A 25,788-nucleotide genomic window follows, 5' to 3' on the forward strand; every position below is an offset into this window, starting at 1 on the left:
CGTGGCATGTCCACGCGTCGACGGCGAACCGGCACTGCCGTGCGTACGCCCGTCCTGACGTACGGTGACGGGTGTCTGAAATGTCGGCCGGTCGGCCGGGGTTCGGGCGAGACACGGGTGGAGCCGGCTCCGTCAATGTGAACGGGGATGGAATATTGGTCGCATGAGAGCCCGGGTACTGGTGGTCGACGACGATCCCGCGCTGGCCGAGATGCTCGGCATCGTGTTGCGCAGCGAGGGGTTCCTTCCGTCCTTCGTCGCCGACGGCGAGCGGGCGCTGGCCGCGTTCCGCGACAGCCGTCCAGACATCGTCCTGCTCGACCTGATGCTGCCCGGAATGAGCGGCATCGACGTGGCCCGGGCGATCCGGTCCGAGTCCGGCGTGCCGATCGTCATGCTGACCGCGAAGAGCGACACCGTCGACGTGGTCCTCGGCCTGGAGTCCGGTGCCGACGACTACGTCGTCAAGCCGTTCAAGCCCAAGGAACTGGTCGCCCGGATGCGGGCCCGGCTGCGCCGGGGCGAGGACGCCGCGCCCGAGATGCTGACGATCGGCCCGCCCGGCAACCAGATCACCATCGACGTGCCGGCCCACACGGTCAGCCGCGACGGCGACGAGGTGAAGCTGACCCCGCTGGAGTTCGACCTGCTGGTCGCGCTGGCCCGCAAGCCGCGCCAGGTCTTCACCCGTGAGGTGCTGCTGGAGCAGGTCTGGGGCTATCGGCACGCCGCCGACACCCGCTTGGTCAACGTGCACGTGCAGCGGCTGCGGGCCAAGATCGAGCCTGATCCGGAGCGTCCGGAAATCATCCTGACGGTTCGGGGCGTGGGTTACAAGGCGGGCACCGGCTAGCCTTGAGAGCACTGTGGCTCGCCTCCTGACCTCCTTCAACGTGCTTGCCGCCCGGGCCGCGACCGCGACCCGGGCGGCTTGGCGCACCGGCACGCGGCGCGGGGCGGTGGTCTGGCGGGTCGTCCTGCGCCGGGCCGGCGTCGGCGTCGCCGGCGTGCGCCAGACGTGGCGTCAGTCGTTGCAGGTCCGGATCGTCACCATCACCCTGGTCTCGTCCGGTCTGCTGGTCGGCGGGTTCGCCTACATGGTGGTCACCCAGATCACCGACAACCTGCTCGACAACGCGGTCGCCGACGCCCACGAGCGCCTGGAGACCAGCCGTGACTACGCCTACGACCAGCTGAGCGTGCACCCCCGGATCGAGCCGAGGCTGCAACGCACCTTCGAGAACACGGTGGTGGCGCTGGCCGGCGGTGATCCGGACGAGGCCGGCGTCGTGGTGGTGCTGACCGCGAGCGGCTATCCGACCATCGAGACGGCGACCTCACCCGCGGTCGAGGCCAGTGCGCTGATCAGCCCCGAACTCGAGCGGACGGTCGCCGGCGGTGCGGTGGCGCACCAGATCCAGACCGGCGACCTCGGCGGCGGGAGGACCAGATACCTGGTCTACGGCTCTCCGGTCCCGACCGGCTTCGGTCAGGTCGAGATCTACCGCCTGGTGCCGCTCGCCACCCAGGAGCAGACCGCGGTCCAGGCCCGCACCACCGTGCTGGCCACCGGTATCGCGCTGGTCCTGCTGCTGGCGCTGCTCGCCGCCCTGGTCACCCGGCTGGTCGTCAACCCGGTACGGGACGCGGCCCGCACCGCCCAGCGGCTCTCCGCGGGCCTGCTCGACCAGCGGATGGCGGTCAACGGCGAGGACGACCTGGCCCTGCTCGCGGCCTCGTTCAACCAGATGGCCACCAACCTGCAACGGCAGATCGTCCGGCTGGAGGAGATGTCCCGGCTGCAGCGCCGGTTCACCTCCGACGTCTCGCACGAACTGCGTACGCCGCTGACCACGGTCCGGATGGCGGCCGACCTGATCTTCGCCGAGCGCGACGAGTTCGACCCGGCGGTCGCCCGCAGCGCCGAACTGCTCCAGGCCGAACTGGACCGCTTCGAAGACCTGCTCACCGACCTGCTGGAGATCAGCCGCTTCGACGCCGGCTTCGCGATGCTGGACGCCGAGGCGACCGACCTGGTGCCGGTGGTGCAGCGGGTGGTCGAGCGGCTCGGCGGGCTGGCGCAGCGGTGCGGGGTGCCGCTGGAGGCGAATCTGCCGGACGGGGCCGTGATCGCCGAAGTCGATCCGCGGCGGGTCGAGCGGATCCTGCGCAACCTGGTCGGCAACGCCGTCGAGCACGGCGAGGGCAGGCCGGTCGAGGTGACCCTCGGCATCGACTCCTCGGCGGTGGCGGTCACCGTACGCGACCACGGGATCGGGCTGCGCCCGGGCGAGGAGAAGCTGGTGTTCAACCGGTTCTGGCGGGCCGACCCGTCCCGGGCCCGGCAGACCGGCGGGACCGGGCTGGGCCTGTCGATCAGCCTGGAGGACGCCCGGCTGCACGGCGGCTGGCTGGAGGCGTGGGGGGCACTCGGCAAGGGTGCCCAGTTCCGGCTGACGCTGCCGGTACGGTCCGGCGACCGGCTCACCTCGTCCCCGCTGCGGCTGGTGCCGTCCGAGGTGATGACCCCGATCGACCTGCGGGTCTCCGCCGACCTGCCGCTGCTGCCGGTCCGGCCCGCGGTGCAGCCGGCCGACCCGGCCGTGGCCGGCGAAGGACCCGCGAAGGCCCCCGACGCCGGGGGCGGCGCGCCGGCGGAGGTGACCCGGTGAGGCGCCGGCTGGCCGCCGTCGCCGTGGTGACCGCGCTGGTCGCCGGGCTCGCCGGTTGTGGCATTCCGGAGAGCAGTGGCGTACGCGTCGACGGGCCCGGCCCGGCTCCCAACTACGGCAGTGGCACCGGCCTGGGGCAGGTGCCGCCGCAGCGGTCGGTGGCCGGCAGCGAGCCGCAGACGTTCGCGGTGGCCTACCTGGAGGCGGCGGCCGGCGAACTGGGCGGCGCGGTCGAGCGGGTGCGTGAGTTCATCGCACCCGCCGGCCAGCCCGAGCTGCGGGACAAGCCCGGCCCGGACGCGCAGGTGAACGTGGTCCGGTTGACCGAGTTGCCGCGGGTCACGGCGAACGCCGACGGCACCAGCAAGGTGGACGTGTCGGTGCAGCAGATCGGGATCCTGACCCGTAGCGGCGCCATCGATCCACCGATGGCGACCGCCACCCAGTACTCGTTCACGGTCGGACGGCTCGCCGGCAACACCGGCCTGTTCGTCCTCAAGCCGCCGCCGGTGCTGCTGCTCAGCACCGAGGCGTTCGGCAAGTACTACCAGCCGCGCACGATCTACTTCTGGAACGCCGACCAGTCCGGGCTCATCCCCGATCTGCGCTACCTGCCGCTGTCGGTGCCCCGCGAGCTACAGGCCACCGAGGTGCTCGGCTGGCTGACGGCCGGCCCGTCCGGCTCGATCAGGTCGATCGCCAAGGGGCTGCCCGACGGCACCGCCCCGATCGGCAACGCCCCGGCGACCGACGGCCGGCTGGTGGTCAACCTGTCGGCGCAGGCCGTACCGACCGGCGACGACGCCGAACTGGACCGGCTCGCCACCCAGCTCGTCTGGTCGCTGCGACCCAACCTCGTCGAGAACGAGGAACTCGAACTGAAGATCCAGAACCAGACCCGGACGACCCTCGCGGCCGAGGACCAGTTCCAGAAGCACCCGGTCTACGACGTGGCCCCGGTGGCCGAGCGTTACACCGTCTACGCCGGGCAGGTGCGCCGCCTCAACGATCTCGGTGAGCCGCCGGGCAGCCCGGCTCCGATCGCACCGGAGGCGAACACGGGCATCGTCTCGGCGGCCATCATCCGCACCGGGGAGATGGCCTCGGTCGCCCTGGTCACCGCGGTCGGCGACCGCAGCCAGTTGCAGGTGGGGGCGAGCACCGGGGCGGTCCGGGGCTTCCGGCCGAGCGGGCCGAGCTTCGCCTCGATGGGCCGGCCGGTGTGGCTGCGTACGACCGACCCGCGCGGGCCGGTCGGGCTGGTGGTCGCCGACGGCCGCCTCTACCAGTTCGGGGTGACCGCCGGGCTGACCGAGCTCGAGTTGCCGGGCACGAGCGGCCCGGTGACCGGGGTCGCGCCCGCCCTCGACGGCCACCGGATCGCCTACACCGCGGGCGACCGGCTGCACGTGGCGACCCTGATGGTCACCGGCGGGCTGGTCGAGGTCGCCGGCCAGCGCCAGCTGACCACCTCGCTGGCCGACGTGTCGGCGGTCGCCTGGACCGACGAGAACCGGCTGGTGGCGGCGGGGCTGAAGAGCACCCGGCTGGCGCTGGTCGACATCACCGTCGACGGCCTGCTGGAGTCGTGGCTGGACGAGGACCTGCCGGCCGCCCAGGTCACCCACATCTCCGCCGTACCGGATAACCCGGTCACCCGGCCCGGCTTCGCCCGCCTGATGTACGAGGCCAGCGGGGTCGCCTGGTACCGGCTCACGCTGACCGGCGCGCAGCAGATCGACTCCACCGAGGTGGCCGGCGTCGGGTCGGGCGATCCGGCGCCGGAGGCGACCGTCCCGACCGCCCCGTTCTTCGTCTACTGAGCGGGGGCGTGGTGGCCGCGGCCGGGCTCTGGGACGCGCTGACCGATCTCGTCCTGCCCGCGTCCTGCGCCGGCTGCCGGGCCGACCGCGTACCGCTGCGGGCCGGGGCGTGCGCCGCCTGCGCGGCCGACCTGGAGGCCCTGCGGGCCGGCCCGGTACGCCCTACCCCGGCCCCGCCCGGCCTGCCCGACTGTGTCGCTCTGGGGCCGTACGCCGGGGTGTTGCGCGAGTCGCTGCTGTCCTACAAGGAGCGGGGACGGCACGGCCTGGCCCGGCCGCTCGGCCGGTTGCTGGCCGAGGTGGTGGCGACGGCGGTGCGGCCGGACCGGCCCGTACTCCTGGTGCCGGTGCCGTCGACGGCCCGGGCCGCCCGGGACCGGCACGGCGACCACCTGGGGCGGTTGACCCGGCACGCGGCGCGCCGGTTGCGTGGCGCCGGCTGGCGGGTGGCGGTGGCCCGGCCGCTGCGCGCGCTGCCGCGGCCGGACTCGGCGGAGCTGACCAGCGCGCAGCGGGCGCAGGCGGCCGGGGAAGCCTTCCGGTTGCGGTCGTCGGTTCGGGCGGCGGCCGGGCACCGGGTCGTCGTGCTCGACGACATCGTGACCACCGGGGCGACGCTGGCCGCGGTGACGGGGCTGCTCGACACCGCGGGCATGCGCGTCGACGCCGCGGCCGTGCTCGCCGCCACCCGAAAGCGTGACCGTCGGTAACGTCACACCACCCCCTGGGTGCCGGTCGATGCCTCGTACGCTGCCCGTTCTTGCTTGATCGGGCGAATCATCTCGAAACGCCTTTCGAACTAGGGGTGACGCAAGGACCAACAAGCGTTAGCGTCGTTGTCACCAGGGGTATGACTTGATCAGCCCCGGCGCCCCGCACCCGGAAAGGAGGCGTAGCCCTCAAAAACACATTCCGGTCGCTGTCAGGGGTCGAGCGACAAGGGCGGACAGGCCGACCGGGAAAGTCTCTGCAACTACGACCATCCGATCGTCGGGGAGGTCACGCGTGGACATTGTCGTCAAAGGCCGCAACGTTGAGGTGCCCGATCACTACCGGGTTCATGTAGGCGAGAAGCTCGCCAAGATCGAGCGCTACGACCACAAGCTCATCCGGGTCGACGTGGAACTCTTCCACGAACGCAACCCTCGACAGGCCGACCACTGCCAGCGCGTCGAAATCACCTGCGTGTCCCGAGGTCCGGTGGTGCGAGCCGAAGCGTGCGCGAAGGACTTCTACAGCGCGCTGGACGCCGCGATCAGCAAGCTGGAGACCCGGATGCGTCGCGCCGCCGACCGCCGTCGGGTGCACCACGGCCGGCAGACGCCGGTGTCCGTGGCGGCCGCGACCGCGGACCTGCCGGTTGCCGACTTCGGCACCGCGCCGGTCGCGACCATGACCGAGGCGCCGGCGGAGGACGGCTACGCCGAGGCCGACGACCAGCCGTGGCACATCGTGCGGCACAAGGAGCACTCCGGCCAGCCGATGACCGTGGACGACGCGCTCTTCCAGATGGAACTCGTCGGCCACGACTTCTATCTCTTCAACGACAAGGAGTCGGGCCTGCCCAGCGTCGTCTACCGCCGCAAGGGCTACGACTACGGGATCATCTCGCTCGCCAACTGAGCCCGGACAATCCCCCGGAACACCCGTCGATCCCGTACCGTCGCGTTCGCCCGGTGCGGGATCGACCCGGTCCGGCATCGACCGGCGCTGCCCGGATCAGCCGGCGTCGTCGCCCGGCAGCCGCGCGAACAGCACGTCGTCGTGCCGGGTGCCCTCCACCCCGGGCAACCGGCCGCGCTGGTAGCCCTCCCGGCGGAACCCGGCCTTCTCCAGCACCCGCTGCGAGCCGAGGTTGTCCGGCAGCGTCCCGGCGATCATCCGGGCGACGCCGACCGTGAAGGCCCACCCGGTCAGCAGTCGCGCCGCCCGGGCCGGATAGCCCCGGCCCCGCCAGGCCGGCAGCATCGAGTAGCCGATCATGGCCAGCCCGGTCGGCGGCTCGTGGTAGAACAGGCCGATGTCGCCGGCCGGCTCGCCGGTAGCCGAGTCGGTGATCACCAGGTCGGCGCGTTCGCCGGCCAGCCAGCGGGCCTCGGCCTGGCGGCAGCGCTCCTCGATTCCGGCCCGCTCCGGCGGCACCGGCGGCACGCTGGTCGCGACCACGTCCGGCACCGAGAGCAGGGCGAAGAGGAAATCGGCATCGTCGGGCCGCAACGGCCGCAGGGCCACCACGCCGTCGTCGAGCCGGCCGTCCGGCAGGTCGGGCAGCAGCCGGGCCGTCGGTCCGGCCGGATCCCCGGCGAGACGTACCCAGGCGATCAGGTCGTGCCGCCCGGTCCGGCCGGCACCGGCCGACCGGCGTACGCCCTCGCGCCGGTATCCGGCGGCCAGCGCGACCCGTTGGCTCGGGGTGTTCTCCCATTCGGTGAGGATCTCGATGCGGGCCAGCCCGGCGGCGAAGGCCACGTCGGTGAGCGCCCGGGTCGCGGCCGTCGCCACGCCACGCCCACGGGCCCAGGGCGCGACCCAGTAACCGATCTCGCCCGATGCCCTCGGCCGGTTGATCCGGTCCAGGCCGACCGCGCCGATCAGCCGGTCGGTGGCCGGGTCGGCGACCGCGTACGCCGCACCGCCGGCCGCCCACGCCGCCCCGGATCCCTCGGTGATCCACCACCGGGCGTCGGTCGTGGTGTAGGGATGCGGCAGCAGCGACAGGAAACGTTGGGTCAGCGGGTCGGCGCAGGCCGTCGCGATGTCCTCGACGTCACCTTCCCGGTACGGCCGCAGCCGTACCCCGTCGCCGTCGATCGGTACCTGCGGCAGGCCGGTGAGAGGCATCATGTGCTCCTGTCGTCAACGAGCAGCGCGCCGACCCAGACGTCGACGCGGGCACCCCGGTGGGCCAGGCCGCCGCGGGTGACGCCCTCGACGGTGAACCCGGCCTTCTCCGCGACCCGGCGCGAGGCGGTGTTCCCGACGTGTGCCCGCCACTCGACCCGGTGCACGATGAGAGCGTCGAAGGCCCAGGCACACACCACGGCCAGCGCGGCGGACGCGTATCCCCGGTTCCGGGCGGCCGGGCTGATCAGGAATCCCACGTCGGCGACGGCCGGGTCGGCGGCGGACAGTCGCAGCGCCATCGAGCCGTCGAACGTCCCGGCCGGCCCGGCGATGGCGAAGACCGCCCCGGCGCCGCGTGCCCACCGCTGTTCGGCGTCGGCGAGGAAGTGTTCGGCGTCGCGTCGGTGGTAGGGGTCGGGTACGGAGGTCCAGCGGATCGCCGCATCGTCGCGGCAGGTCGCCGCGATGCGGTCGACGTCGGCCGGTCCGGGGCGGCGCAGCCGGATCCGGCCGCCCGGGGCGTCCGCCGTCATGGTCGGCTGGTCGCCGGCGAAGACGGCCGCCCGGCGGGCCTCTACCGAGCCGGGGCGGGCCGGTTCCCGACCGGGTGCCGGGATCGGGTCGTCCGGCAGGAGGGAACCGATCCAGCTGTCGGTCTCCCCGGCGCCTGCGGGCGCGTCCCGGCGCAGGATGCCCTCCATGGCGAAACCGGCCCGCAGCGCGACCAGGCGGGAGGCGTGGTTGCCGACCTCGGCACGCCAGACCAGCCGGCGTAGCCCGACGGACTCGAAGGCCCACCGCGCCACGATCCGGGTCGCCCGTACGGCGACGCCCCGGCCGCGCGCCCACGGCGCGGTCCAGTAGCCGATCTCACCCTGCCCGCCAGCCCGGTCGAGGCTGACCAGCCCACAGGAACCGAGGAGTTCTCCGGTGGCCGCGTCGCAGACCGCGAACGGCGCCCGGGTGCCCGCGGCCCAGCCGGCGGGGGCGTGTTCGGCGACGAACCCCACGGCGTGCTCCGGCAGGTAGGGCGACGGGACCGTGGTCCACCGGGAGATCGCCGGATCCTGGCAGGCGCGGAGCACCGCGTCGACGTCGTCGGGGCGCCACGGCCGCAGCGTCAGACCGGCTTCGGTGATCGTCGGCGGCTCCACCGGCGCCATCCTGCCGGATGTTCCGGGGGCTCACCAACGGGATTCGTCGTCAGTATCTGGGCGTAATGTTCGCTTACCTGCATTTCCCTAGTGGGCGCGGCTGCCGTTTGCCCCAGTGATGCGCCTACGATGGTTCGGCAGACAGCCTAGGGGAGCGTTGATCCGTGTCGATTCTGGAAAAGGTACTGCGTGCCGGCGAAGGCCGCATGGTGCGCCGGCTCAAGGCCGTTGCCAACGCCGTCAACTCGATCGAGGACGACTACGTCGACCTTACCGACGCCGAGCTGCGGGAGTTGACCGACCAGTACCGGGAGCGCATCGCCGACGGCGAGAGCCTCGACGACCTGCTGCCGGAGGCGTTCGCGACCGCCCGTGAGGCGGCGTCGCGGGTGCTCGGTCAGCGCCACTACGACGTCCAGATCATGGGCGGCGCGGCGTTGCACTTCGGCAACATCGCCGAGATGAAGACCGGTGAGGGCAAGACCCTGACCTCGGTGCTGCCCGCCTACCTCAACGCCCTGTCCGGCAAGGGCGTGCACATCGTCACCGTCAACGACTACCTCGCCGAGCGTGACGCGGCCTGGATGGGCCGGGTGCACCAGTTCCTCGGCCTCAGCGTGGGCGTGATCCTGCCCAACCGGCCGTCCGCCGAGCACCGCGCCGCCTACGAGTGCGACATCACGTACGGCACCAACAACGAGTTCGGCTTCGACTACCTGCGCGACAACATGTCCTGGTCGAAGGACGAACTGGTGCAGCGCGGCCACAACTTCGCGATCGTCGACGAGGTCGACTCCATCCTGATCGACGAGGCCCGCACCCCGCTGATCATCTCCGGTCCGGCCGAGCACTCGGCCCGCTGGTACGGCGAGTTCGCCCGGGTCGTCGCCCGCCTGCAGTCCGGCAAGGACGGCGAGGGCGACTACGAGGTCGACTACGCCAAGCGGACCATCGCGGTGACCGAGCGGGGCGTGGCCAAGGTCGAGGACCGGCTCGGCATCGACAACCTCTACGAGTCGGTCAACACCCCGCTGGTCGGCTACCTCAACAACGCGATCAAGGCCAAGGAGCTCTACAAGCGCGACAAGGACTACATCGTCAACGAGGGCGAGGTCCTCATCGTCGACGAGTTCACCGGTCGCATCCTGCACGGCCGCCGCTACAACGAGGGCATGCACCAGGCCATCGAGGCCAAAGAGGGCGTGGAGATCAAGCAGGAGAACCAGACCCTCGCCACGATCACCCTCCAGAACTACTTCCGCCTATACGGCAAGCTGTCCGGTATGACCGGTACCGCCCAGACCGAGGCCGGCGAGTTCAACAAGGTCTACAAGGTCGGCGTGGTGACCATCCCGACCCACCGGGCGATGGTCCGCCTCGACCGGCCCGACGTCATCTACAAGACCGAGAAGGCCAAGTTCAACGCCGTCGTCGAGGACATCGCCGAGCGGCACGTCCTCGGCCAGCCGGTCCTGGTCGGCACGGTCTCGGTCGAGAACTCCGAGATCCTGTCGCAGCTGCTGCGCCGGCGGGGCATCCCGCACGCCGTACTGAACGCGAAGTTCCACGCCAAGGAGGCCGAGATCGTCGCCCAGGCCGGCCGTAAGGGCGCGGTCACCGTGGCGACCAACATGGCCGGTCGTGGCACCGACATCCTGCTCGGCGGCAGCGCCCAGCACCTGGCCGAGGCCGAGCTGCACCAGCGGGGGATCGACCCGGTGGAGCACGCGGAGGAATACGCCAAGGCGCTCGAGGAGATCCTGCCCAACTGGAAGCGGGCCTGCGACGAGGAGGCCGAGGAGGTCGCCGCCGCCGGTGGCCTCTACGTCCTGGGCACCGAGCGCCACGAGTCGCGCCGGATCGACAACCAGCTGCGTGGCCGGTCCGGCCGGCAGGGTGACCCCGGTGAGTCCCGCTTCTACCTGTCGCTCCAGGACGAGCTGATGAAGCGGTTCCGGGCGGGCGCGGTCGAAGCGGTCATGGAGCGCTTCAACATCCCCGAGGACGTGCCCATCGAGTCGAAGATGGTCACCCGGCAGATCAAGAGCGCCCAGGCCCAGATCGAGGGCCAGAACGCCGAGATCCGCAAGAACGTCCTGAAATACGACGAGGTCCTCAACAAGCAGCGCCAGGTCGTCTACGCCGAGCGCCTCCGGGTGCTCAACGGCGAAGACCTCAACGACCAGGTGACCCACATGATCGACGATGTCGTCGACGCGTACGTCCGGGGGGCGACCGCCGAGGGCTACGCCGAGGACTGGGACCTCGACCAGTTGTGGTCCAGCCTCAAGCAGCTCTACCCGATCGCGGTGACCGTCGAGGACCTCGAAGAGGAGGTCGGCGGCGAGCGCAACAACCTGGACCAGGACTTCCTGCTCACCCGCCTGAAGGAGGACGCCCACGCGGCGTACGAGCGGCGCGAGGAGGAACTGGGCGAGGAGGCGGTACGCCAGCTGGAGCGGATGGTGCTGCTCCAGGTCATCGACCGCAAGTGGCGTGAGCACCTCTACGAGATGGACTACCTGCAGGAGGGCATCAGCCTGCGGGCGTACGCCCAGCGTGACCCGGTGGTGGAATACCAGCGGGAGGGCTTCGACATGTTCGCCAACATGATGGACGGGATCAAGGAAGAGACGGTCGGCTTCCTGTTCAACCTGGAGGTCCAGGTCGAGGAGGCCCCCCAGCAGGCGCCGGCCGAGGAGGGCGCCGCCCCGGTGCTCGACGAGACCCCCGTCGAGATCCGGGCCAAGGGGCTCGGGCGGGCGCCGCGCAACCAGGGCCTGCAGTACTCGTCGCCGACCATCGACGGTGCCGCCGGCTCCGGTGGGGTGCAGATCGAGAAGGCGGCCCCGACGCAGCCGCCGGCCCCGTCCGCCCCGGCTCTGGGGGTCGGTGGCCGTCCGGCACCGTCGCGACCGGCCCGCCGTCCGGCGCCCGGCCAGGCCGTCGGCGGCAACAGCCCGTCGCGCAACGCGCCCTGCCCCTGCGGCTCCGGGAAGAAGTACAAGCGCTGCCACGGTGGCCCCGGCGCCTGAGACAGGCTGCCGCCGGCCCATCGTCAGCGAGGTCTGAAACGGGCTCCCCCGCCAAGTCGGCGGGGGAGCCCGTTTGCCGTACCGGCGCCCCCGTGTGGCCGGTCTGGCGCCCGGGACGCCCACCGTCACCGCCGGATGGGCGCCCCGGGAGTCGGCTGGTCGCAGACCCCGAGCGGTCGTGGGCTCAGATCAGTTGGGCGGTCGTGCCGAGCCAGACACCCCGGCGGCGCTCCAGCCGGTAGGCCATCGCCCGGACCCGGCCCGCCCGGTCGAGCACCGCGGTCGCCTCGGCGATGCCGGGCAGCGGCTCGGACACCCGCAGCAACCGGGGGCGCAGCAGTTGCCCGGACCGGCCGCGCACGGGCGACCGCGGCCCGGCGAAGCGCCGGTTGGCCGCCGTGATCCGCTCCACGACCGCCTCCGCGTCGCCGGGGACACAGAGCCGGCGCAGATGGGAGACCGGCCGGTATCCGTTGAAGACCTCCAGGCAGGTGCCCAGGAACCGGCGGGCCGCCTGCCGTGCCTCCGGCGATGCCGTCCCGGGACCCGCCGGCGGCCCGGCCACGGACCCGTCCGCCGGCACCCGACCGGCCGGCGACGACGACGCCGGGAACGCGCCGGCCGGGGCGGCGAGCTCCGGATGCGCGATGGTCATGGCCGCCGGACCCGCGGCGTACGCACCGGGCTGGCCCGGACCGTGGGCGGGCCGGACGCCCGGCCGGGGGACGGGCAGGGCGGGCGGTGACTCGCGCCGCCGGCCACGCGGCGGGCGGGTGCCGGCCAGGTCCAGGGTGAGCTGGCCGGCACCGGTCAGCTGGCTCCACGGGTCGCGGGGCGACTCGTCGTCGTATGGCGGATCGAGGGGCGGAACGGCGCGCACCCGTACGGACTGTCGGGCAGGGGGCCGGGTCAGGGTTGCTCGCACGGCGTTCCTCTCCTGAGTTGATCTTGCGTTTGCTTTCGTTTGCCTCCGACAGCACTAATTTGTAGATGGGTTCCAATGTGTCGGTCAACGCTTGCGAGCTGAAAAAAGCCACCCGCGACAAGGCGCGGATGGCTGCGAAACGGTCGAAAGGCGTATCAGTCAGGCTCGCGGTCGACGAGCGGGTTCTCCTGCACCCACTCGGCGGTCTCGGCGTACTTGCGCTGGATGTACTCCTCCAACCGGGCCCGCTCGACCCGCCACTGACCCCGTCCACCGATTTTGATCGCGGGCAGCTCGCCGCTGCGGACCATGTGGTAGACCTGCGAATCCGAGACGTTCAGCTCGGCGGCGACGTCGGACAGTTGCAGGAACCTGGGCGGCACGGCGACTCCCGGCGGTGGGGGTGACTCCTGGTTGCCTCAGTTTGCCACCGGTGGCCTGCGATGCCGCTACCCATGCGGTCCGGCCGGCCCGTCGACCGCCCCGACAGCCAGGTCACGCTCGGGTAGCGGACTCGAATAGACGACGCTGGTGGTGACCCCGCCCAGCCCCGAGATCCGGCCGGTCACCGACTCCAGGTGCCGCATCGAACGGGCCACCACCTTGAGCACGAAGCAGTCCTCCCCGGTCACGTGGTGGGCCTCGACGATCTCCGGTGTGGAGTCGAGCAGCGCGTGGAACGGCCGGTAGTTGCCCGTCGGGTAGCGCAACCGGACGAACGCGAGGATCTCCAGGCCGACCCGTTCCGGCCGGACCACCGCCCGGTAGCTGGCGATGACACCGCACTCCTCGAGCCGGCGCACCCGTTCGGCGACGGCGCTCGGCGACATGGCCACGGTGCGGGCCAACTCCGCGTAGCTGGCCCGGCCATCGGCCTGCAACGCCGTGAGAATCCGCCAGTCGGTCTGGTCAAGTGCCGGTGATTCCGTGGTCATCCGGCAAACCTACCGTGGAACCGGTGGCTTCTGCGCCGATGCGCCGTTGACCGGGCGTTCCCGGGGCCGACGGTGCGCCGTACCGTCTGATCATGACGACAACCACCGCGAACCCGGTGCTGGCCGTGCCGCCGGCAGCGCCCGACCAGGCCGCCGCCTGGTTCGCCGCCAAGCTGGCCGCGCAGACCGACGTCGCCGACGTGCGGGCCGCGCTCCTGCTGGCCGACCCCGGCTTCACCCTCGTCGACAGCCGTTCGCTCGCCGCCTGGCGGCAGGGCCACATCCCCGGCGCGGTGCATCTGCCGACCGCGATGATCCCGGTCCGTGGCCACCGGCTGCTCGACCCCCACCGGCCGGTGGTCACCTACTGCTGGGGACCGGGCTGCGACGGCGCCACCCGGGCCGCACTCGCCCTGGCCCGACGCGGCTACCTGGTCAAGGAGATGATCGGCGGCATCGAGTACTGGATCCGGGAGGGCTTTCCGGTCCAGGTCGGCGACGAGATCCACGAGCGGCCCGCCGACCCGCTGACCGCACCGGCGGCGCGCTGACGCCGCCGCCCTTCCCCGGCCGGTCGCCGCCCGGTGTAGGACAATGGGCGGCGCCGCGCCAGATCGGAGTCCGCGCGGCCACCGGCCCGCGCGCCGGTCGCGGAAACGGAGACCTCGCGGTGCCAGACGAACTGATCAGGGTGTACGTCCCGGCCACCGTGCCGATGCTGGCGATGCTGCGGGCCGAGGGCGCCCTGCCCGGCCCCGAGGCGCACGCCGTCACCCCGGCACTGCGGGAGTGGTACGCCGAGGGCGACGAGGAGGAACTCGAGTACGTCGCCTTCACCCGCGCCGCCCAGGCAGCGCTTCCGCTGCTGCACGCCGACCCGGACGCGCCCCGCCGCCGGGTGGTCGTCTCGGCCGACCTGCCGGCCTCGGCGGTGCGCAACGGCGCGTACGAACTCGGCTCCAGCAGCGTCGGGCTGGCCGGACCCGTTCCGCTGCGGGCGGTCGCCGCGATCCACGTCGACAGCACCGACGCGACCGACGACGTCGCTGCGGCGGCCGCCGTCGTCGAGCAGGCCCTGGCTGGTGACGACGACGCGCAGTTCACCGTCGACGGGACCGAGGACCACGAACTCGAGTGGTACGACGCCTCCGAACTGCCCGTCCTGCTCGACGCCTGAGCCGGACCGGTGGCTCGGCTACCGGGCGGGCTTGAGGGTGCGGCCGAACGCGATCGTCGCGGTGAGCGCGCCGATGAAGAGCACCATCAGGGCGAACATGATCCGGTCGCTGTCCGCCTGGGCGCGGACCAGCCGGTCCACCTCGCTGATCGAGCTGACCGCTTCGAGCACCCGTGCCCCGCCGACCCGGGTGACCACCTCGCTGACCAGCAGCAGCAGGCCGGAACCGGCCCCGCCGAGCATGTACGCCGGCCAGCGGGGGGCCGGCACACCCGACGACCGCCGGCCCACCAGCCGCAGGTAGCCGAAGACGACGAACCCGGCGACCAGGCCGCTCAGCACCGTCGACGCGAGCGTGAGCCGGCCGGCGGCACTCTGCTGCGAGGCGCCGCTCTCACCGGCGCCCAACAGCGGCAGCAGCGCCCCCCGGAAGACGTTGAGGAGCAGGACGACCGCGAACAGCGCGAGCGTGGCGGCGGCCACCCCGGCCAGCGCCGGCGCGGCGGCGCGACTCACGGCCGTGGCGGCGGCCGCCCCGCCGACGATCACCGCGGCGGCGACCGTGCCGGCGAGGATCGTGCCGGCCGCGCCGCCGTACCAGACGCTGCCGGCGAACGCGGCGGCGAGCCCGATCACCATGCTCGCGCCGATCGCGGCGGTGAACCGTACGGCCGTGCCGGGCCACCGGCGGGCGGCCAGGTTGGCCGCCGTCAGCCCGACGGCGGCACCGGCGACCACGCTGGCCGAGACGACGTTGGGCAGCGCGATCGCGGTCGAGGCCAGCGCGATCGCGTCGGTCACCGAGGTCGCGATCGCGTCGCGGAGCAGCCAGAGCGAGGCGGCCAGCCAGCCGACGGCGAGCAGGGCCACCAGTGCGGCACCCGGCGCCAGCACGCCCAGGCGCCCGTCCGGGTCGACGTCGCCGTCGGTGTCGTCGTCCCCGTCGTCGTCACTGCCGACCGGCCCGGCCGCCGCGGCGTCCAGGTCGGCGTCGGCGGACCCGGGCGGGCCGGTCTCGGCGGCCGGGGGAGCGGCGCCGCCGGGCGTCTCCGTGGCCGGCGCCGCGGTGGGGTCGCCGGCCTTCGGTGGCGCGGTGGCGCCGGACTTGTCGGTCATCTTCTCCCCTCCCGGGCGACCGGCCGCGCCGGTCGGACGGCGCGGGATCGGGCGCGGCGCCGCTACGGCACCGGCTCATCAGGGTACGCGGCCCGGCTGGGCCTTCCGGCGGGCGGCGGCTGCCGGCCCGGCGGCCGAGGCGACCGGCAGCCCCCGGACCAGGGCCGGCGGCGGCCGGGCTCGGGGTGGACGGCCTTCGACGTGCGAGTATTGGGATGGACCCGACACCGTGGCATTGGCACCCCCGGAGTCGTCACGCGTTTCGTCAGAACGGCGGCGTTGGCGGGTCCGGTTTCGTCTACCCTGTCGAGATCTTGCGGGAGCCCACCCATGGACGCTGTCTTCTCCGTACCCGAACCGCACAACGAACCGGTCCGCGGCTACGCACCCGGTAGCCCCGAGCGTGACGCCATCGCGCGCCGCCTCGGCGAACTTGCCGCCGAGCGCCTCGAACTGCCGATGACCATCGGCGGTGAACGGCGGATGGGAGCCGGCACGCCGATCGACGTCGTCCAGCCGCACCGGCACTCGCATGTGCTCGGAGTCACCAACAACGCCACCGTCGACGACGCCCGGGCCGCGGTCACCGCCGCGAAGGACGCGTCGTACGACTGGCAGCGGCTCTCGTTCGAAGACCGGGCCGCGGTGTTCCTGCGCGCCGCCGACCTGCTCGCCGGACCGTGGCGGGACACCCTCAACGGCGCGACCATGCTCGGCCAGTCGAAGACGATCCAGCAGGCCGAGATCGACTCCGCCTGCGAACTGGTCGACTTCCTGCGGTTCAACGTGCACTTCGCCCGCCGGCTGATCGCCGAGCAGCCGATCTCGTCCGCCGGCGTCTGGAACCGGTTCGACCACCGGCCGCTGGAAGGCTTCGTCTACGCGATCACGCCGTTCAACTTCACCGCGATCGCCGGCAACCTGCCGGCCGCGCCGGCCCTGCTCGGCAACACCGTGGTGTGGAAGCCGTCGCCGACCCAGCAGTTCTCGGCGCACTTCACGATGCGGCTGTTCGAAGCCGCCGGCCTGCCGCCCGGTGTGATCAACATGGTGACCGGCGACGGCATCGCCGTCTCCGAGGCGGCGCTCGCCGACCCCGACCTGGCCGGCATCCACTTCACCGGCTCCACCGCCGTCTTCCAGCACCTGTGGCGCAGCGTCGGCGAGAACATCGCGAAGTACCGGGGCTACCCGCGCCTGGTCGGCGAGACCGGCGGCAAGGACTTCGTCGTCGCGCACTCCAGCGCCGACGTCGACGCCCTGCACACCGCCCTGATCCGGGGCGCCTTCGAATACCAGGGCCAGAAGTGCTCGGCCGCGTCGCGGGCGTACGTCCCGCGGTCGCTGTGGGAGGGCGGCCTGCGCGACCGGCTCGCCGCCACCGCCGAGTCACTGACGTACGGCGACGTGACCGACTTCGCCAACTTCGGCGGCGCCGTGATCGACGCCCGCTCCTTCGGCCGGCTCGCCGCCGCGCTCGACCGGATCAAGAACTCGCCGGAGAGCACCGTCCTGGCCGGTGGCACCGCCGACGACTCCGAGGGCTACTTCGTCCGGCCGACCGTCGTCGAGTGCACCGACCCGACCAACGAGGTCTTCACCACCGAGTACTTCGGGCCGATCCTCGGCGTACACGTCTTCGACGACGCCCGCTTCGACGAGGTGGTGACGCAGGCCGAGTCGGCGGCGCCGTACGCGCTGACCGGGGCGATCTTCGCCGACGACCGCCGGGTGGTCGACCGGGTGACCGAGAAGCTGCGGTACGCCGCCGGCAACTTCTACATCAACGACAAGCCGACCGGAGCCGTGGTGGGGCAGCAGCCGTTCGGCGGCGCGCGGGCCAGCGGCACCAACGACAAGGCCGGCTCGTGGCACAACCTGCTGCGCTGGACGTCTCCCCGCACGCTGAAGGAGACCTTCGTTCCGCCGACCGACCACACCTACCCCCACATGTCCTGACCGTTCGCTAGTCCGGCCCACCCGTCCCGCCGCCCCAGCCCGCCCCTGTCCCGCCGCGCGTCCTCCCCGAGCCCTCCCCGAGCGTCGATCTTGGGGATGTATGCAAACAAAACGGGGCATGATCTTGGCAACAAGTCCTTGATCAACGCGTCTGGGTGGGGCGGGCGCGGGGAGGGGGTGGGTGGGGCCGGGGGCGTCAGGCGGGGGAGACGGACTCGATCCGGTCCAGGGCGAACATCCGTTCGTCGTCGCGTAGGTGGCACCAGGCGGCGAGCAGGTGCCGGTCGACGTCCAGCGGCTCGATGACCCGGGTGGTCAGTTCACCCGACGAGTCGCAGTAGTCGATCTTCACCCGGCCGCCCCCGACGGTCGCGTCGACCAGCAGCGCCCGCTCGTCGGCCCGCAGGTGGGCGGCGTGCCGCTCGACCAGCGGCCGGACCAGTTCCATCGTCAGGGCCGGCTGTTCGACGCCGGGTGACGTGAGCAGGTCGAATTCCCGGCCGCCGGGATCGTCGGCAAGCCCGGCCGCCGCGGTGGCGAGCAGCCGTTCGGCGAGTTCGGCCGCCGCCCGGCCGGTGCCGGACCCACCCCCGGCCGGCCCGTCACCGCTGCCGTCGGCCCGGCCCGCGCGGCCCGGTGCCGGCGTACCGCCGCCCGGCGCCGAAGCGACGCGCCCCGGAGCCGACGGGTCGCGCCCCGGAGCCGCGCCGTGAGCCGACGCGCCGCGAACCGACGACGACGCGGCGCGACCACCCCGCAGCGCCGGGGCGCGTCGGCGGGTCGGCCGCTCGACACGGACCTCGCCGTCGCCGTCCTCGCCGATCGGGGCGAATCCGGCGGCCCGCAGCGCGTTCAGGGTCTTCGCCATCGGCTGGGCGCTGGCCAGCACGGTCGGGGCGAGGACCCGCAGTTCGAGCGCCCGCAGGGCCCGGGCGGCCGCGATCTCGGTGACCAGGGCCGGGTCGTCGGCGTGCAGGACGCAGCCGACGGCGCGTACCCGGACCCGGCCGTGCTGCCGGCCGACATCGTTGACCAGGTATTCCAGCGTCTGCGGCAGGTCGCCGCCGGCGGCGGCGCGGCGTAGCGCGGCCAGCAGCGCGGACGGTTCGTGGCCGGCGTCGAGAGCGGCGCGTACGGAGGCGGCGCTGAACCGCCAGGTGGCGGCGCCGCCCCGCGATTCCCGGCGAGCGGCCGCGTCGAGCAGTTCGGCGAGCGCGGCGGCCGGCAGGCCGGGTACGACGACGGTCAGGTCGTTCTGGAAGACGGCCGAGCCGACCGATGCCGGCAGCAGGCCCGCCGCCACGTCCTCCAGGGTGTCGGGGGCGTGCAGCAGCGCCCGGCCGAGCGGGGTCAGCACGCCGTGCGCCGCCACCGCGACGAGTTGCGCCTCCCGCCACAGGCCGGCCACCAGGGCGCCGTCGCGCTGGCCGGAGAGCAGTGGCAGTTGCCAGGTGAGCGTGTCGGCGAGCCGGTGCGGGTCGGTGATTCCCCGACCGGGCGGCAGTTCGTCCAGGGTGCGCAGCAGCGCCGGCCGCAGGTCGAGGGCGGCCAGCCCGGAGCCGTCGCGGAGCAGGGCCGCCGGCGGCCGCCCGGTGTCGCCGGTCGCGGCCGCCAGCGGTACGGCGGGCAGCCGCTGCCACCCGCGCAACAGCACCGGCAGCCGGGCGCCCGGTTCGGCCTGGGCCCAGTCGTCGTACGCGTCGGTCGGCAGCACCTCCTCGCGGGCGACACCGACCAGCCCGGCGGCGTACGCGAGTTCGAGCCACAGCCGTACCTCGGGCTCGTCGCAGCCGACGGCGCGGGCCAGCCGGCGCAGTTCCCGGCTGCCGACGCCGCCGGCCTTGAGCAGCGCGACCGGGGTGACGGCCGCGGCCTCGACGACGGCGGCGACCCGTTCCACGGCGGTGCTGGCGGCGGCGACGGTCTCCCGGTCGACGGCGCCGGTGGGCGTGTCGCCGAGCGCCAGCCGGGGCGGGTGCGGGGCGAACGGGGCCCGCCAGTGCGGACCACGCAGTGCCAGGCCGACCTCGCGGGGCAGTTGGGCGTGCCGCCAGCCGTCCCAGACCAGCAGGCCCCGGCGGATCGCCCACTCCAGGGCGGCGCCGTCGGGCCGGGCGGACTCGAAGTCGTCGGGTGCCTCGGTGAGCGGGCCGTCGTGCGCGACGCGGTCGAGCAGCAGGCGTACCTCGGCCGGGGCGGCGGCGACCATCGCGCGGACCCGGTCCGGGTCGGCGAGGGCGGCGACGAGGGCGTCGGGTGTGGCGGACGGCAGCCGCCACAACCGGGCCATGTCGTCCAGTTCCGGCGGGAACAGGGCGGGCGCCAGTTCGGCGGCGGGCAGGCCGAGGCCGAGCGGGAACGTGAACGCCGACCACAGCGCGCCGGCCATCCGCAGCTCGTCGCCGTCCGCCCAGACCAGCGCCCGCTGGCCGAGGATCTCCAGGGTGGCGGCGAGTTCGGCGTCGTCCGGGGCGCGGCCGATCAGTTCGGCCAACCGGGTACGGGGCACCGCCGGCCCGCCCAGCGCCTGCATCGCCTCGACGAGTTGTACGGCCGGCGCCGGCAGCCGGGCCAGCGCGGCGGCGACCGACTCGTGTCGTTGCAGGCGGGCGGCGAGCGAGCCGAGGTCGGTGACGGCCGGCGCGGCCAGGGCGTCGGGCCGGCGGACGAGGATGGCGGCCAGTTCGTCGGGGGAGCGGCCGGCGAGCCAGCGGGTCAGCGGTGAGGCCACGGCGCACTCAGTCCTCTCGTCCGGTCCGGCCCAATCTCCCGTACCCCCGCGGCCAGGTCAAACTCCGGCACCCGGAGGTGTCCCGGGTTCGTGCCAACCTGGCCCCGCCGGCCCCGGGCGGGGGTGCCGACGCGCATAGCGTGCGGTTCCGGGGAGGACAGTCATGGACACTCTGCTCGACGGCCGGTACCGACTCGAGCGGGAGATCGCCCGCGGCGCGATCGGCGCCGTGTGGCGGGCGGTCGACACCCGCGACGACACCGCGGTCGCGGTCAAACTGCTGCGGCCGGAGGCCGCCGAGCAGCCCGACCTCGTCGAGGCGTTCATCGTCGAGGCGGAGCTGCTGGCCTTGCTCGACCATCCGTCTGTCGTACGCCGTCGGGACTTCGTCGACTCCGCGACCGGGCCGGACGGTGCCGACGGCGAGCTGGCCCTGGTGATGGACCTGGTGGAGGGTGAGGACCTGCGGCGGCGGGTCCGCCGCGACGGGCCGGTGCCGGCGGCGATCGCCGCGGACGTGGTGGCCCAGGTCGCGGACGCCCTGTCCTACCTGCACGGGCGCGGGATCGTGCACGGCGACGTGAAGCCGGGCAACCTGCTGGTGCCGGCGGACGGCGGCCCGGTCCGGCTGGTCGACTTCGGGGTGGCCCGGGCGGTCGAGGGGGTGCCGGCGCGAGCCACCCACGCCACCCCGGAATACGTGGCGCCGGAGGTCGTCGCCGGTGCGCCACCGACTCCGGCCGCCGACGTCTACGCGCTGGGTATCGTGCTCTTCGAGTTGCTCTGCGGCCGCAGCCCGTTCCGGGGCGGTCCGCCGACCGAGGTCATCAACCGGCACGCGACGTGCACGCCGGTGCCGCCGCCGGGGCTGCCGTCGGTGCTCTGGCCGATCATCGAGGACTGCCTGGCGGTCGACCCGGCCGCGCGGCCGAGGGCGTCGCTGCTGGCGGTCCGGCTGCGCGCGGTCCGGTCGGAACTCGACGGTACGGCCGCGGTGCCCGCCCTGACCGCCGGCACGGTGACCTGGTGGCCGCGGCCGGCCGGGGCGACGACCGGGCTGGCCAAGGTCGCCCAGCCGGTGACGTGGGTGCCGCTGCGGGCGGCCCCGGTCTCGCCCGCGTCGGCGTACTCGGGGCGGATGGTCGCGATCCCGGTCGCCGGGTTCGAGGCGGCGCAGGTAACGCCGGCCGCCCCGGTGGTGCTCGGTGCCGCGTACGGCACGGCGAGCCCATGGCCGGGTGCGGTGACCGAGGCGCTGCCGACGGCTGGCACGGGCAAGACCGTCCGACGTGGTCGGGCACCGCTGGTCGTGGCCGGGGTGGGTGCGGCGGCGGTGCTGCTGGCGGCCCTGGCCGGCGGGCTGGCGCTGCGGGCCGCGGACGGTGGTCCGGTGCGGACCGGCGGTCCGGTGGTGCCGGCACCCACCGTGCCGGCCGCTGACCGGGGCTCCCCGCCGCCGGGCACCGACCCGTCGGCGACGCCGGGCGGGCCGTCCGGTGGTCCCTCGTCCGAGCCGGAGGCTGGGCCGTCCGGTGGACCGGACCCGGCGGACGGTGGACCGTCCGCGCCGCCGTCGGGGCCGGAAGCTGGCGGGCCGGGTGGACCGGGTGGGCCGTTGGTGCCCGGTACGCCGGGTCCGGGGCTGACGACGGTCCCCCGACCGGGTACGAGCGGCCTGCCGGGTATCGGTGAGCCGATGCCGACGATCCCGGGGTTCGGGGCGCCCGGAATGGCCGGTTAAAAGGGACAAACTTGCCGTCCGATGGACACCGCGCCCACAAGAACCGCCCACGCATCGATGGTCCTCACCAGACTGTCTGCCACCGACAGTGCACAGTGGAGCACTCGGCGTTTTGGATCATGCCAAATCCTGGACGTGGAGGCGACAAAGTGGCAGCGTAGAGGGTATGGCGGATTCTCAGATCAACCCCACGGCGGCCGCTCTGTTGGGCCTCCTCCACGAAGGACCGATGACCGGCGGTCAGCTGATGGCCGCGGCCGAGCGGCGGCTCGCGCCCTACTGGTCGATGACACGCAGCCAGGTCTACCGGGAACTACCGGCCCTGGCCGACCTGGGCTACGTCCGGCTCGGTAAGCCCGGCCCCCGGTCCAGCCAGCCCTACGCGATCACCGCGGCGGGCAAGCGGGCGTTCTCCCGCTGGCTGACCGAGGCTCCCGGTCGCGACGCCGTACGCAACCCGATCGCGCTTCGGGTGGCGTTCGGCGAGCAGCACTCCGGCAACCAGTTGACCAACCTCTACTCCGGTGCGAGCGACTACCACTCCGAGGCCCTCAGTCACGCCCGTGAGCAGGTCAAAGAGGCCAAGAAGGCGGGTGACGGCTACGGCGCCGCGGCGCTGGAGTTCGCGGTCGCCTACCACAAGGCGGCCCTCAACTGGCTCAAGGCGGTGCCGGCCGGCTGAGCCGCGGCGGGCGTGGTGGGACGGGAGCCGCGCCCGGCTCGCCGGGGCGGCGTACTCTTGGATGTCGTGACCGCTGCCGATTACGCCGACCAGCTCAAGACACTCGACGCCACACTCCGGAACATCGAGGCCGTGCTCGATGTCGACCGGCTCCGCCGGGAGAAGGTGGAGTTGGAGGAGACGGCCTCCGCCCCTGACCTGTGGGACGACCAGGCCCGTGCCCAGCAGGTGACCTCGAAGCTGTCGTACGTCAACGGCGAGATCACCAAGCTGGAGCGCCTCCGTGGTCGGCTCGACGACGCCCACGTGCTCCTCGAACTGGCCGAGGCCGAGGACGACCCCGGGTCGCTCGAGGAGGTCGGCACCGAGATCCAGGGGCTCGGCAAGGCGATCGACGAGCTCGAGGTCCGCACCCTGCTCAGTGGCGAATACGACTCCCGTGAGGCGCTCGTCGCCATCCGCGCCGGGGCGGGTGGCGTCGACGCCGCCGACTTCGCCGAGATGCTGCTGCGGATGTACCTGCGGTGGGCGGAGCGGCACGGCTACCCCACCGAGGTCTACGAGACGTCGTACGCCGAGGAGGCCGGCCTCAAGTCGGCCACCTTCGCCGTCAAGGCCCCGTACGCGTACGGGACGCTGAGCGTCGAGTCGGGCACGCACCGGCTGGTGCGGATCAGTCCGTTCGACAACCAGGGGCGCCGGCAGACGAGCTTCGCGGGCGTAGAGGTGTTGCCGGTCACCGAACAGACCGACCACATCGACATTCCGGAAAACGAGATGCGGGTCGACGTCTACCGTTCGTCGGGTCCTGGTGGACAGAGCGTCAACACCACCGACTCGGCGGTGCGGATCACCCACATCCCGACCGGCATCGTCGTCACGTGTCAGAACGAGAAGTCCCAGTTGCAGAACAAGGCGTCCGCGCTGCGGGTGCTCCAGGCCCGGCTGCTGGAGCGCAAGCGGCAGGAGGAACAGGCAAAACTCGAAGGGCTGAAGACCGACGCCGCCGGCTCGTGGGGCGACCAGATGCGCTCGTACGTCCTGCACCCGTATCAGATGGTGAAGGATCTCCGAACGGAGCAGGAGACGGGCAATCCGTCCTCCGTTTTCGACGGTGACCTCGACGGATTCATCGAGGCGGGTATCAGGTGGCGTAAGCAGCGGCAGCTCGCGGGCGAGGCGGCCTAGGCCGGCTGGGGGCTCCGGGGGATCGCTGGCACTTTTCGGACAATACGGGTGCGGTCGGTCGATGGCGACTTGGCGATTTCGTTACACGGCGTAGACTCACCACCCGTGATTCTGCTCGAGCAAGTGACGAAGACGTACCCGAAGGCGTCCCGGCCGTCGCTGGACGACGTATCGGTCTCGATCGAGAAGGGCGAGTTCGTCTTCTTCATCGGTCCCTCCGGCTCCGGTAAGTCCACGATCATCAAGTTGCTGCTGCACGAGGTGCAGCCCAGCAAGGGCAAGGTCATCGTGAACAGCCGCGACGTCACGTCGATGCGCTCCTGGAAGATCCCTCACTTCCGGCGCTCGATCGGCTGTGTCTTCCAGGACTTCCGCCTGTTGCCCAACCGCACCGCGTACGAGAACGTGGCGTTCGCCCTCGAGGTGATCGGCAAGACCAAGGCGGTCGCCCGCCGGGTTGTCCCCGAGGTGCTCGAACTGGTCGGCCTCGGTGGCAAGGAGCACCGCTACCCGCACGAGCTGTCCGGTGGTGAGCAGCAGCGGGTCGCGGTCGCCCGGGCGTTCGTCAACCGCCCGCTCATCCTGCTGGCCGACGAGCCGACCGGTAACCTCGACCCGGACACCTCGATCGAGATCATGCGCCTGCTGGACCGGATCAACCGCACCGGCACGACCGTCGTGATGGTCACCCACGACTCAAACATCGTCAATCAGATGCGCCGCCGCGTCATCGAGATCGAAAGCGGCCGGATCGTCCGCGACCAGGCCCGCGGCGTCTACGGCTAGGTTCCGCGCCCCCGTACGGCTCCACGACCTGAGCGACACCCTCTCTGCGGAAGACCCCCGGAAGGAAACACCCGATGCGCGCGAAATACGTCCTGTCCGAAGTAATGGTCGGGCTGTGGCGCAACGTGACCATGACCATCGCCATGATCATTACCATGGCCGTGTCATTGACCATGCTGGGTGCCAGCGGCCTGATGTACATGCAGGTCAACTCGATGAAGGACTTCTACTACGACCAGATCGAGGTCTCGATCTTCCTCAAGGGCGACGTCACCGAGGAGCAGCGCTCCACGCTGGACGCCGCGCTGAAGGCCGACCCGCTCGTCGCCGAGGTCATCTACGAGTCCAAGGAAGCGGCGTACGAGAAGTTCAAGGCGATGTACCAGGACGCCCCGGACTTCGTCAACGCGGTCAAGCCCGACACGCTGCCCGAGTCGTTCCGGGTCCGGCTCAACGACCCCGAGCAATACCGGCAGATCGTCGACAAGTACCAGGCGAACGAGGGGATCGACGAGATCGTCGACCAGCGCCGGCTGCTCGACAAGATCTTCGGCATTCTCAACTCGGTGCAGAACATGGCGCTGATCGCCGCTTCGATCATGGCCATCGCGGCCCTGCTGCTCGTCGGTAACACGATCCAGGTGGCCGCCTACAGCAAGCGTCGCGAAGTCGCGGTCATGAAGCTCGTCGGCGCGTCCAACTGGTTCATCCAGGCGCCGTTCGTGCTCGAGGCCGTCGTCGCGGGTCTGATCGGCTCGATCATCGGCTTCGGTGGCCTGGTCCTGGCCAAGCTCTTCCTGCTCGACGGCTCGCTGCGCGAACTCACCGACCTGCTCACCCCGATCGAGTGGAACAGCGTGCTGCTGATGTTCCCGCTCATGGCCGGCGTCGGCGGCCTGGTCAGCGCCGCCACCGCCTGGGTCACGCTCCGCTTCTACCTGCGGGTCTAGCCGGCTCTGCCGGCCTACTTGCGGGGCTGGCCGGCTCTGCCGGCCTACTTGCGGGTCGAGTCGGCTCTGC

At 72.5% G+C, this 25,788-nt stretch carries 21 protein-coding genes; 14 read left to right on the forward strand and 7 right to left on the reverse strand.

The features are described from left to right. Positions 1–163: 163 nt before the first annotated feature. From mtrA to hpf, 5 genes are all read left to right on the forward strand, one after another. Positions 164–853: an MtrAB system response regulator MtrA gene (gene mtrA / locus QCD66_RS04970; protein ID WP_212822558.1), complete on the forward strand. Its 690-nt coding sequence runs from the start codon at positions 164–166 to the stop codon at positions 851–853. Positions 854–977: 124 nt separating this feature from the next. After that, entirely contained in the window at positions 978–2,672 is a 1,695-nt protein-coding gene (mtrB, locus tag QCD66_RS04975) for an MtrAB system histidine kinase MtrB (protein ID WP_375736035.1), read from the forward strand. After that, positions 2,669–4,495, forward strand: a complete 1,827-nt coding sequence (locus tag QCD66_RS04980) for a GerMN domain-containing protein (RefSeq protein ID WP_364216077.1) — start codon at positions 2,669–2,671, stop codon at positions 4,493–4,495. Before mtrB ends, QCD66_RS04980 begins: the two co-directional genes overlap by 4 nt. An 8-nt stretch (positions 4,496–4,503) precedes the next feature. Continuing rightward, positions 4,504–5,205 carry a ComF family protein gene (locus QCD66_RS04985; RefSeq protein ID WP_407567020.1) on the forward strand — a complete coding sequence of 234 codons (702 nt, stop codon included), beginning with the start codon at positions 4,504–4,506 and terminating at the stop codon, positions 5,203–5,205. 295 nt (positions 5,206–5,500) lie between these two features. After that, entirely contained in the window at positions 5,501–6,118 is a 618-nt protein-coding gene (gene hpf / locus QCD66_RS04990) for a ribosome hibernation-promoting factor, HPF/YfiA family (RefSeq protein ID WP_357533726.1), read from the forward strand. Positions 6,119–6,214: 96 nt separating this feature from the next. On the opposite strand, the gene QCD66_RS04995 is transcribed toward hpf, so the two are convergent. Together QCD66_RS04995 and QCD66_RS05000 are read right to left on the reverse strand one after the other, a co-directional pair. Further along, positions 6,215–7,336: a GNAT family N-acetyltransferase gene (locus QCD66_RS04995; protein ID WP_364216083.1), complete on the reverse strand. Its 1,122-nt coding sequence runs from the start codon at positions 7,334–7,336 to the stop codon at positions 6,215–6,217. Continuing rightward, positions 7,336–8,502: a GNAT family N-acetyltransferase gene (locus QCD66_RS05000; protein ID WP_375736781.1), complete on the reverse strand. Its 1,167-nt coding sequence runs from the start codon at positions 8,500–8,502 to the stop codon at positions 7,336–7,338. The genes QCD66_RS04995 and QCD66_RS05000 overlap by 1 nt, the downstream gene beginning before the upstream one ends. 155 nt (positions 8,503–8,657) lie before the next feature. Between QCD66_RS05000 and secA the strand changes: the two genes are divergently transcribed. Further along, positions 8,658–11,528: a preprotein translocase subunit SecA gene (gene secA, locus QCD66_RS05005; protein ID WP_375736780.1), complete on the forward strand. Its 2,871-nt coding sequence runs from the start codon at positions 8,658–8,660 to the stop codon at positions 11,526–11,528. 184 nt (positions 11,529–11,712) lie between these two features. Here the strand turns inward: secA and QCD66_RS05010 are convergent, their stop codons facing one another. The 3 genes from QCD66_RS05010 to QCD66_RS05020 form a co-directional block, all read right to left on the reverse strand. Then, entirely contained in the window at positions 11,713–12,453 is a 741-nt protein-coding gene (locus QCD66_RS05010; RefSeq protein WP_375736779.1) for an Rv3235 family protein, read from the reverse strand. 155 nt (positions 12,454–12,608) lie between these two features. After that, positions 12,609–12,836 (reverse strand): helix-turn-helix domain-containing protein, encoded by a 228-nt coding sequence (locus QCD66_RS05015; protein WP_357533719.1) that lies wholly within the window; start codon positions 12,834–12,836, stop codon positions 12,609–12,611. 66 nt (positions 12,837–12,902) lie between these two features. Further along, positions 12,903–13,388, reverse strand: a complete 486-nt coding sequence (locus QCD66_RS05020; protein ID WP_375736778.1) for an Lrp/AsnC family transcriptional regulator — start codon at positions 13,386–13,388, stop codon at positions 12,903–12,905. A gap of 92 nt (positions 13,389–13,480) precedes the next feature. Between QCD66_RS05020 and QCD66_RS05025 the strand changes: the two genes are divergently transcribed. Then, complete coding sequence (locus QCD66_RS05025; protein WP_375736777.1) at positions 13,481–13,939, forward strand: rhodanese-like domain-containing protein; 459 nt, start codon at positions 13,481–13,483, stop codon at positions 13,937–13,939. A 119-nt stretch (positions 13,940–14,058) separates the two neighbouring features. Beyond that, positions 14,059–14,565 (forward strand): DUF6912 family protein, encoded by a 507-nt coding sequence (locus QCD66_RS05030; protein ID WP_357533713.1) that lies wholly within the window; start codon positions 14,059–14,061, stop codon positions 14,563–14,565. Between the two features lie 18 nt (positions 14,566–14,583). Here QCD66_RS05030 and QCD66_RS05035 read toward each other — a convergent pair whose 3' ends face one another. Next, positions 14,584–15,681 carry a hypothetical protein gene (locus QCD66_RS05035; RefSeq protein WP_407567021.1) on the reverse strand — a complete coding sequence of 366 codons (1,098 nt, stop codon included), beginning with the start codon at positions 15,679–15,681 and terminating at the stop codon, positions 14,584–14,586. Positions 15,682–16,011: 330 nt separating this feature from the next. On the opposite strand from QCD66_RS05035, the gene pruA reads away from it, so the two are divergent. Next, a complete protein-coding gene (gene pruA / locus QCD66_RS05040) occupies positions 16,012–17,640 on the forward strand; it encodes an L-glutamate gamma-semialdehyde dehydrogenase (RefSeq protein ID WP_364216104.1) in 1,629 nt (542 codons plus the stop codon). 196 nt (positions 17,641–17,836) lie between these two features. On the opposite strand, the gene QCD66_RS05045 is transcribed toward pruA, so the two are convergent. Then, entirely contained in the window at positions 17,837–20,371 is a 2,535-nt protein-coding gene (locus QCD66_RS05045) for a helicase-associated domain-containing protein (protein ID WP_407567022.1), read from the reverse strand. A gap of 163 nt (positions 20,372–20,534) precedes the next feature. Between QCD66_RS05045 and QCD66_RS05050 the strand changes: the two genes are divergently transcribed. From QCD66_RS05050 to ftsX, 5 genes are all read left to right on the forward strand, one after another. After that, complete coding sequence (locus tag QCD66_RS05050) at positions 20,535–22,112, forward strand: protein kinase domain-containing protein (RefSeq protein ID WP_375735735.1); 1,578 nt, start codon at positions 20,535–20,537, stop codon at positions 22,110–22,112. Between the two features lie 166 nt (positions 22,113–22,278). After that, complete coding sequence (locus QCD66_RS05055; protein WP_364216113.1) at positions 22,279–22,794, forward strand: PadR family transcriptional regulator; 516 nt, start codon at positions 22,279–22,281, stop codon at positions 22,792–22,794. 66 nt (positions 22,795–22,860) lie between these two features. Beyond that, positions 22,861–23,982: a peptide chain release factor 2 gene (prfB, locus tag QCD66_RS05060; protein ID WP_357533702.1), complete on the forward strand. Its 1,122-nt coding sequence runs from the start codon at positions 22,861–22,863 to the stop codon at positions 23,980–23,982. A 105-nt stretch (positions 23,983–24,087) separates the two neighbouring features. Beyond that, positions 24,088–24,768: a cell division ATP-binding protein FtsE gene (gene ftsE, locus QCD66_RS05065; RefSeq protein WP_364216118.1), complete on the forward strand. Its 681-nt coding sequence runs from the start codon at positions 24,088–24,090 to the stop codon at positions 24,766–24,768. Between the two features lie 74 nt (positions 24,769–24,842). Beyond that, a complete protein-coding gene (gene ftsX / locus QCD66_RS05070; RefSeq protein ID WP_357533698.1) occupies positions 24,843–25,718 on the forward strand; it encodes a permease-like cell division protein FtsX in 876 nt (291 codons plus the stop codon). Positions 25,719–25,788: the final 70 nt, after the last annotated feature.

The sequence above is a fragment of the Polymorphospora sp. A560 genome, assembly GCF_045781765.1.
Classification (GTDB): domain Bacteria; phylum Actinomycetota; class Actinomycetes; order Mycobacteriales; family Micromonosporaceae; genus Polymorphospora; species Polymorphospora lycopeni.

Bases quoted from the DNA above. Each gene is read 5' to 3' on its own strand.
- mtrA (WP_212822558.1), top strand. From the start codon at position 164: ATGAGAGCCCGGGTACTGGTGGTCGACGACGATCCCGCGCTGGCCGAG.
- QCD66_RS04995 (WP_364216083.1), bottom strand. From the start codon at position 7,336: ATGCCTCTCACCGGCCTGCCGCAGGTACCGATCGACGGCGACGGGGTA.
- QCD66_RS05000 (WP_375736781.1), bottom strand. From the start codon at position 8,502: ATGGCGCCGGTGGAGCCGCCGACGATCACCGAAGCCGGTCTGACGCTG.
- QCD66_RS05020 (WP_375736778.1), bottom strand. From the start codon at position 13,388: ATGACCACGGAATCACCGGCACTTGACCAGACCGACTGGCGGATTCTC.
- QCD66_RS05025 (WP_375736777.1), top strand. From the start codon at position 13,481: ATGACGACAACCACCGCGAACCCGGTGCTGGCCGTGCCGCCGGCAGCG.
- QCD66_RS05035 (WP_407567021.1), bottom strand. From the start codon at position 15,681: ATGACCGACAAGTCCGGCGCCACCGCGCCACCGAAGGCCGGCGACCCC.
- pruA (WP_364216104.1), top strand. From the start codon at position 16,012: ATGGACGCTGTCTTCTCCGTACCCGAACCGCACAACGAACCGGTCCGC.
- QCD66_RS05050 (WP_375735735.1), top strand. From the start codon at position 20,535: ATGGACACTCTGCTCGACGGCCGGTACCGACTCGAGCGGGAGATCGCC.
- QCD66_RS05055 (WP_364216113.1), top strand. From the start codon at position 22,279: ATGGCGGATTCTCAGATCAACCCCACGGCGGCCGCTCTGTTGGGCCTC.
- ftsX (WP_357533698.1), top strand. From the start codon at position 24,843: ATGCGCGCGAAATACGTCCTGTCCGAAGTAATGGTCGGGCTGTGGCGC.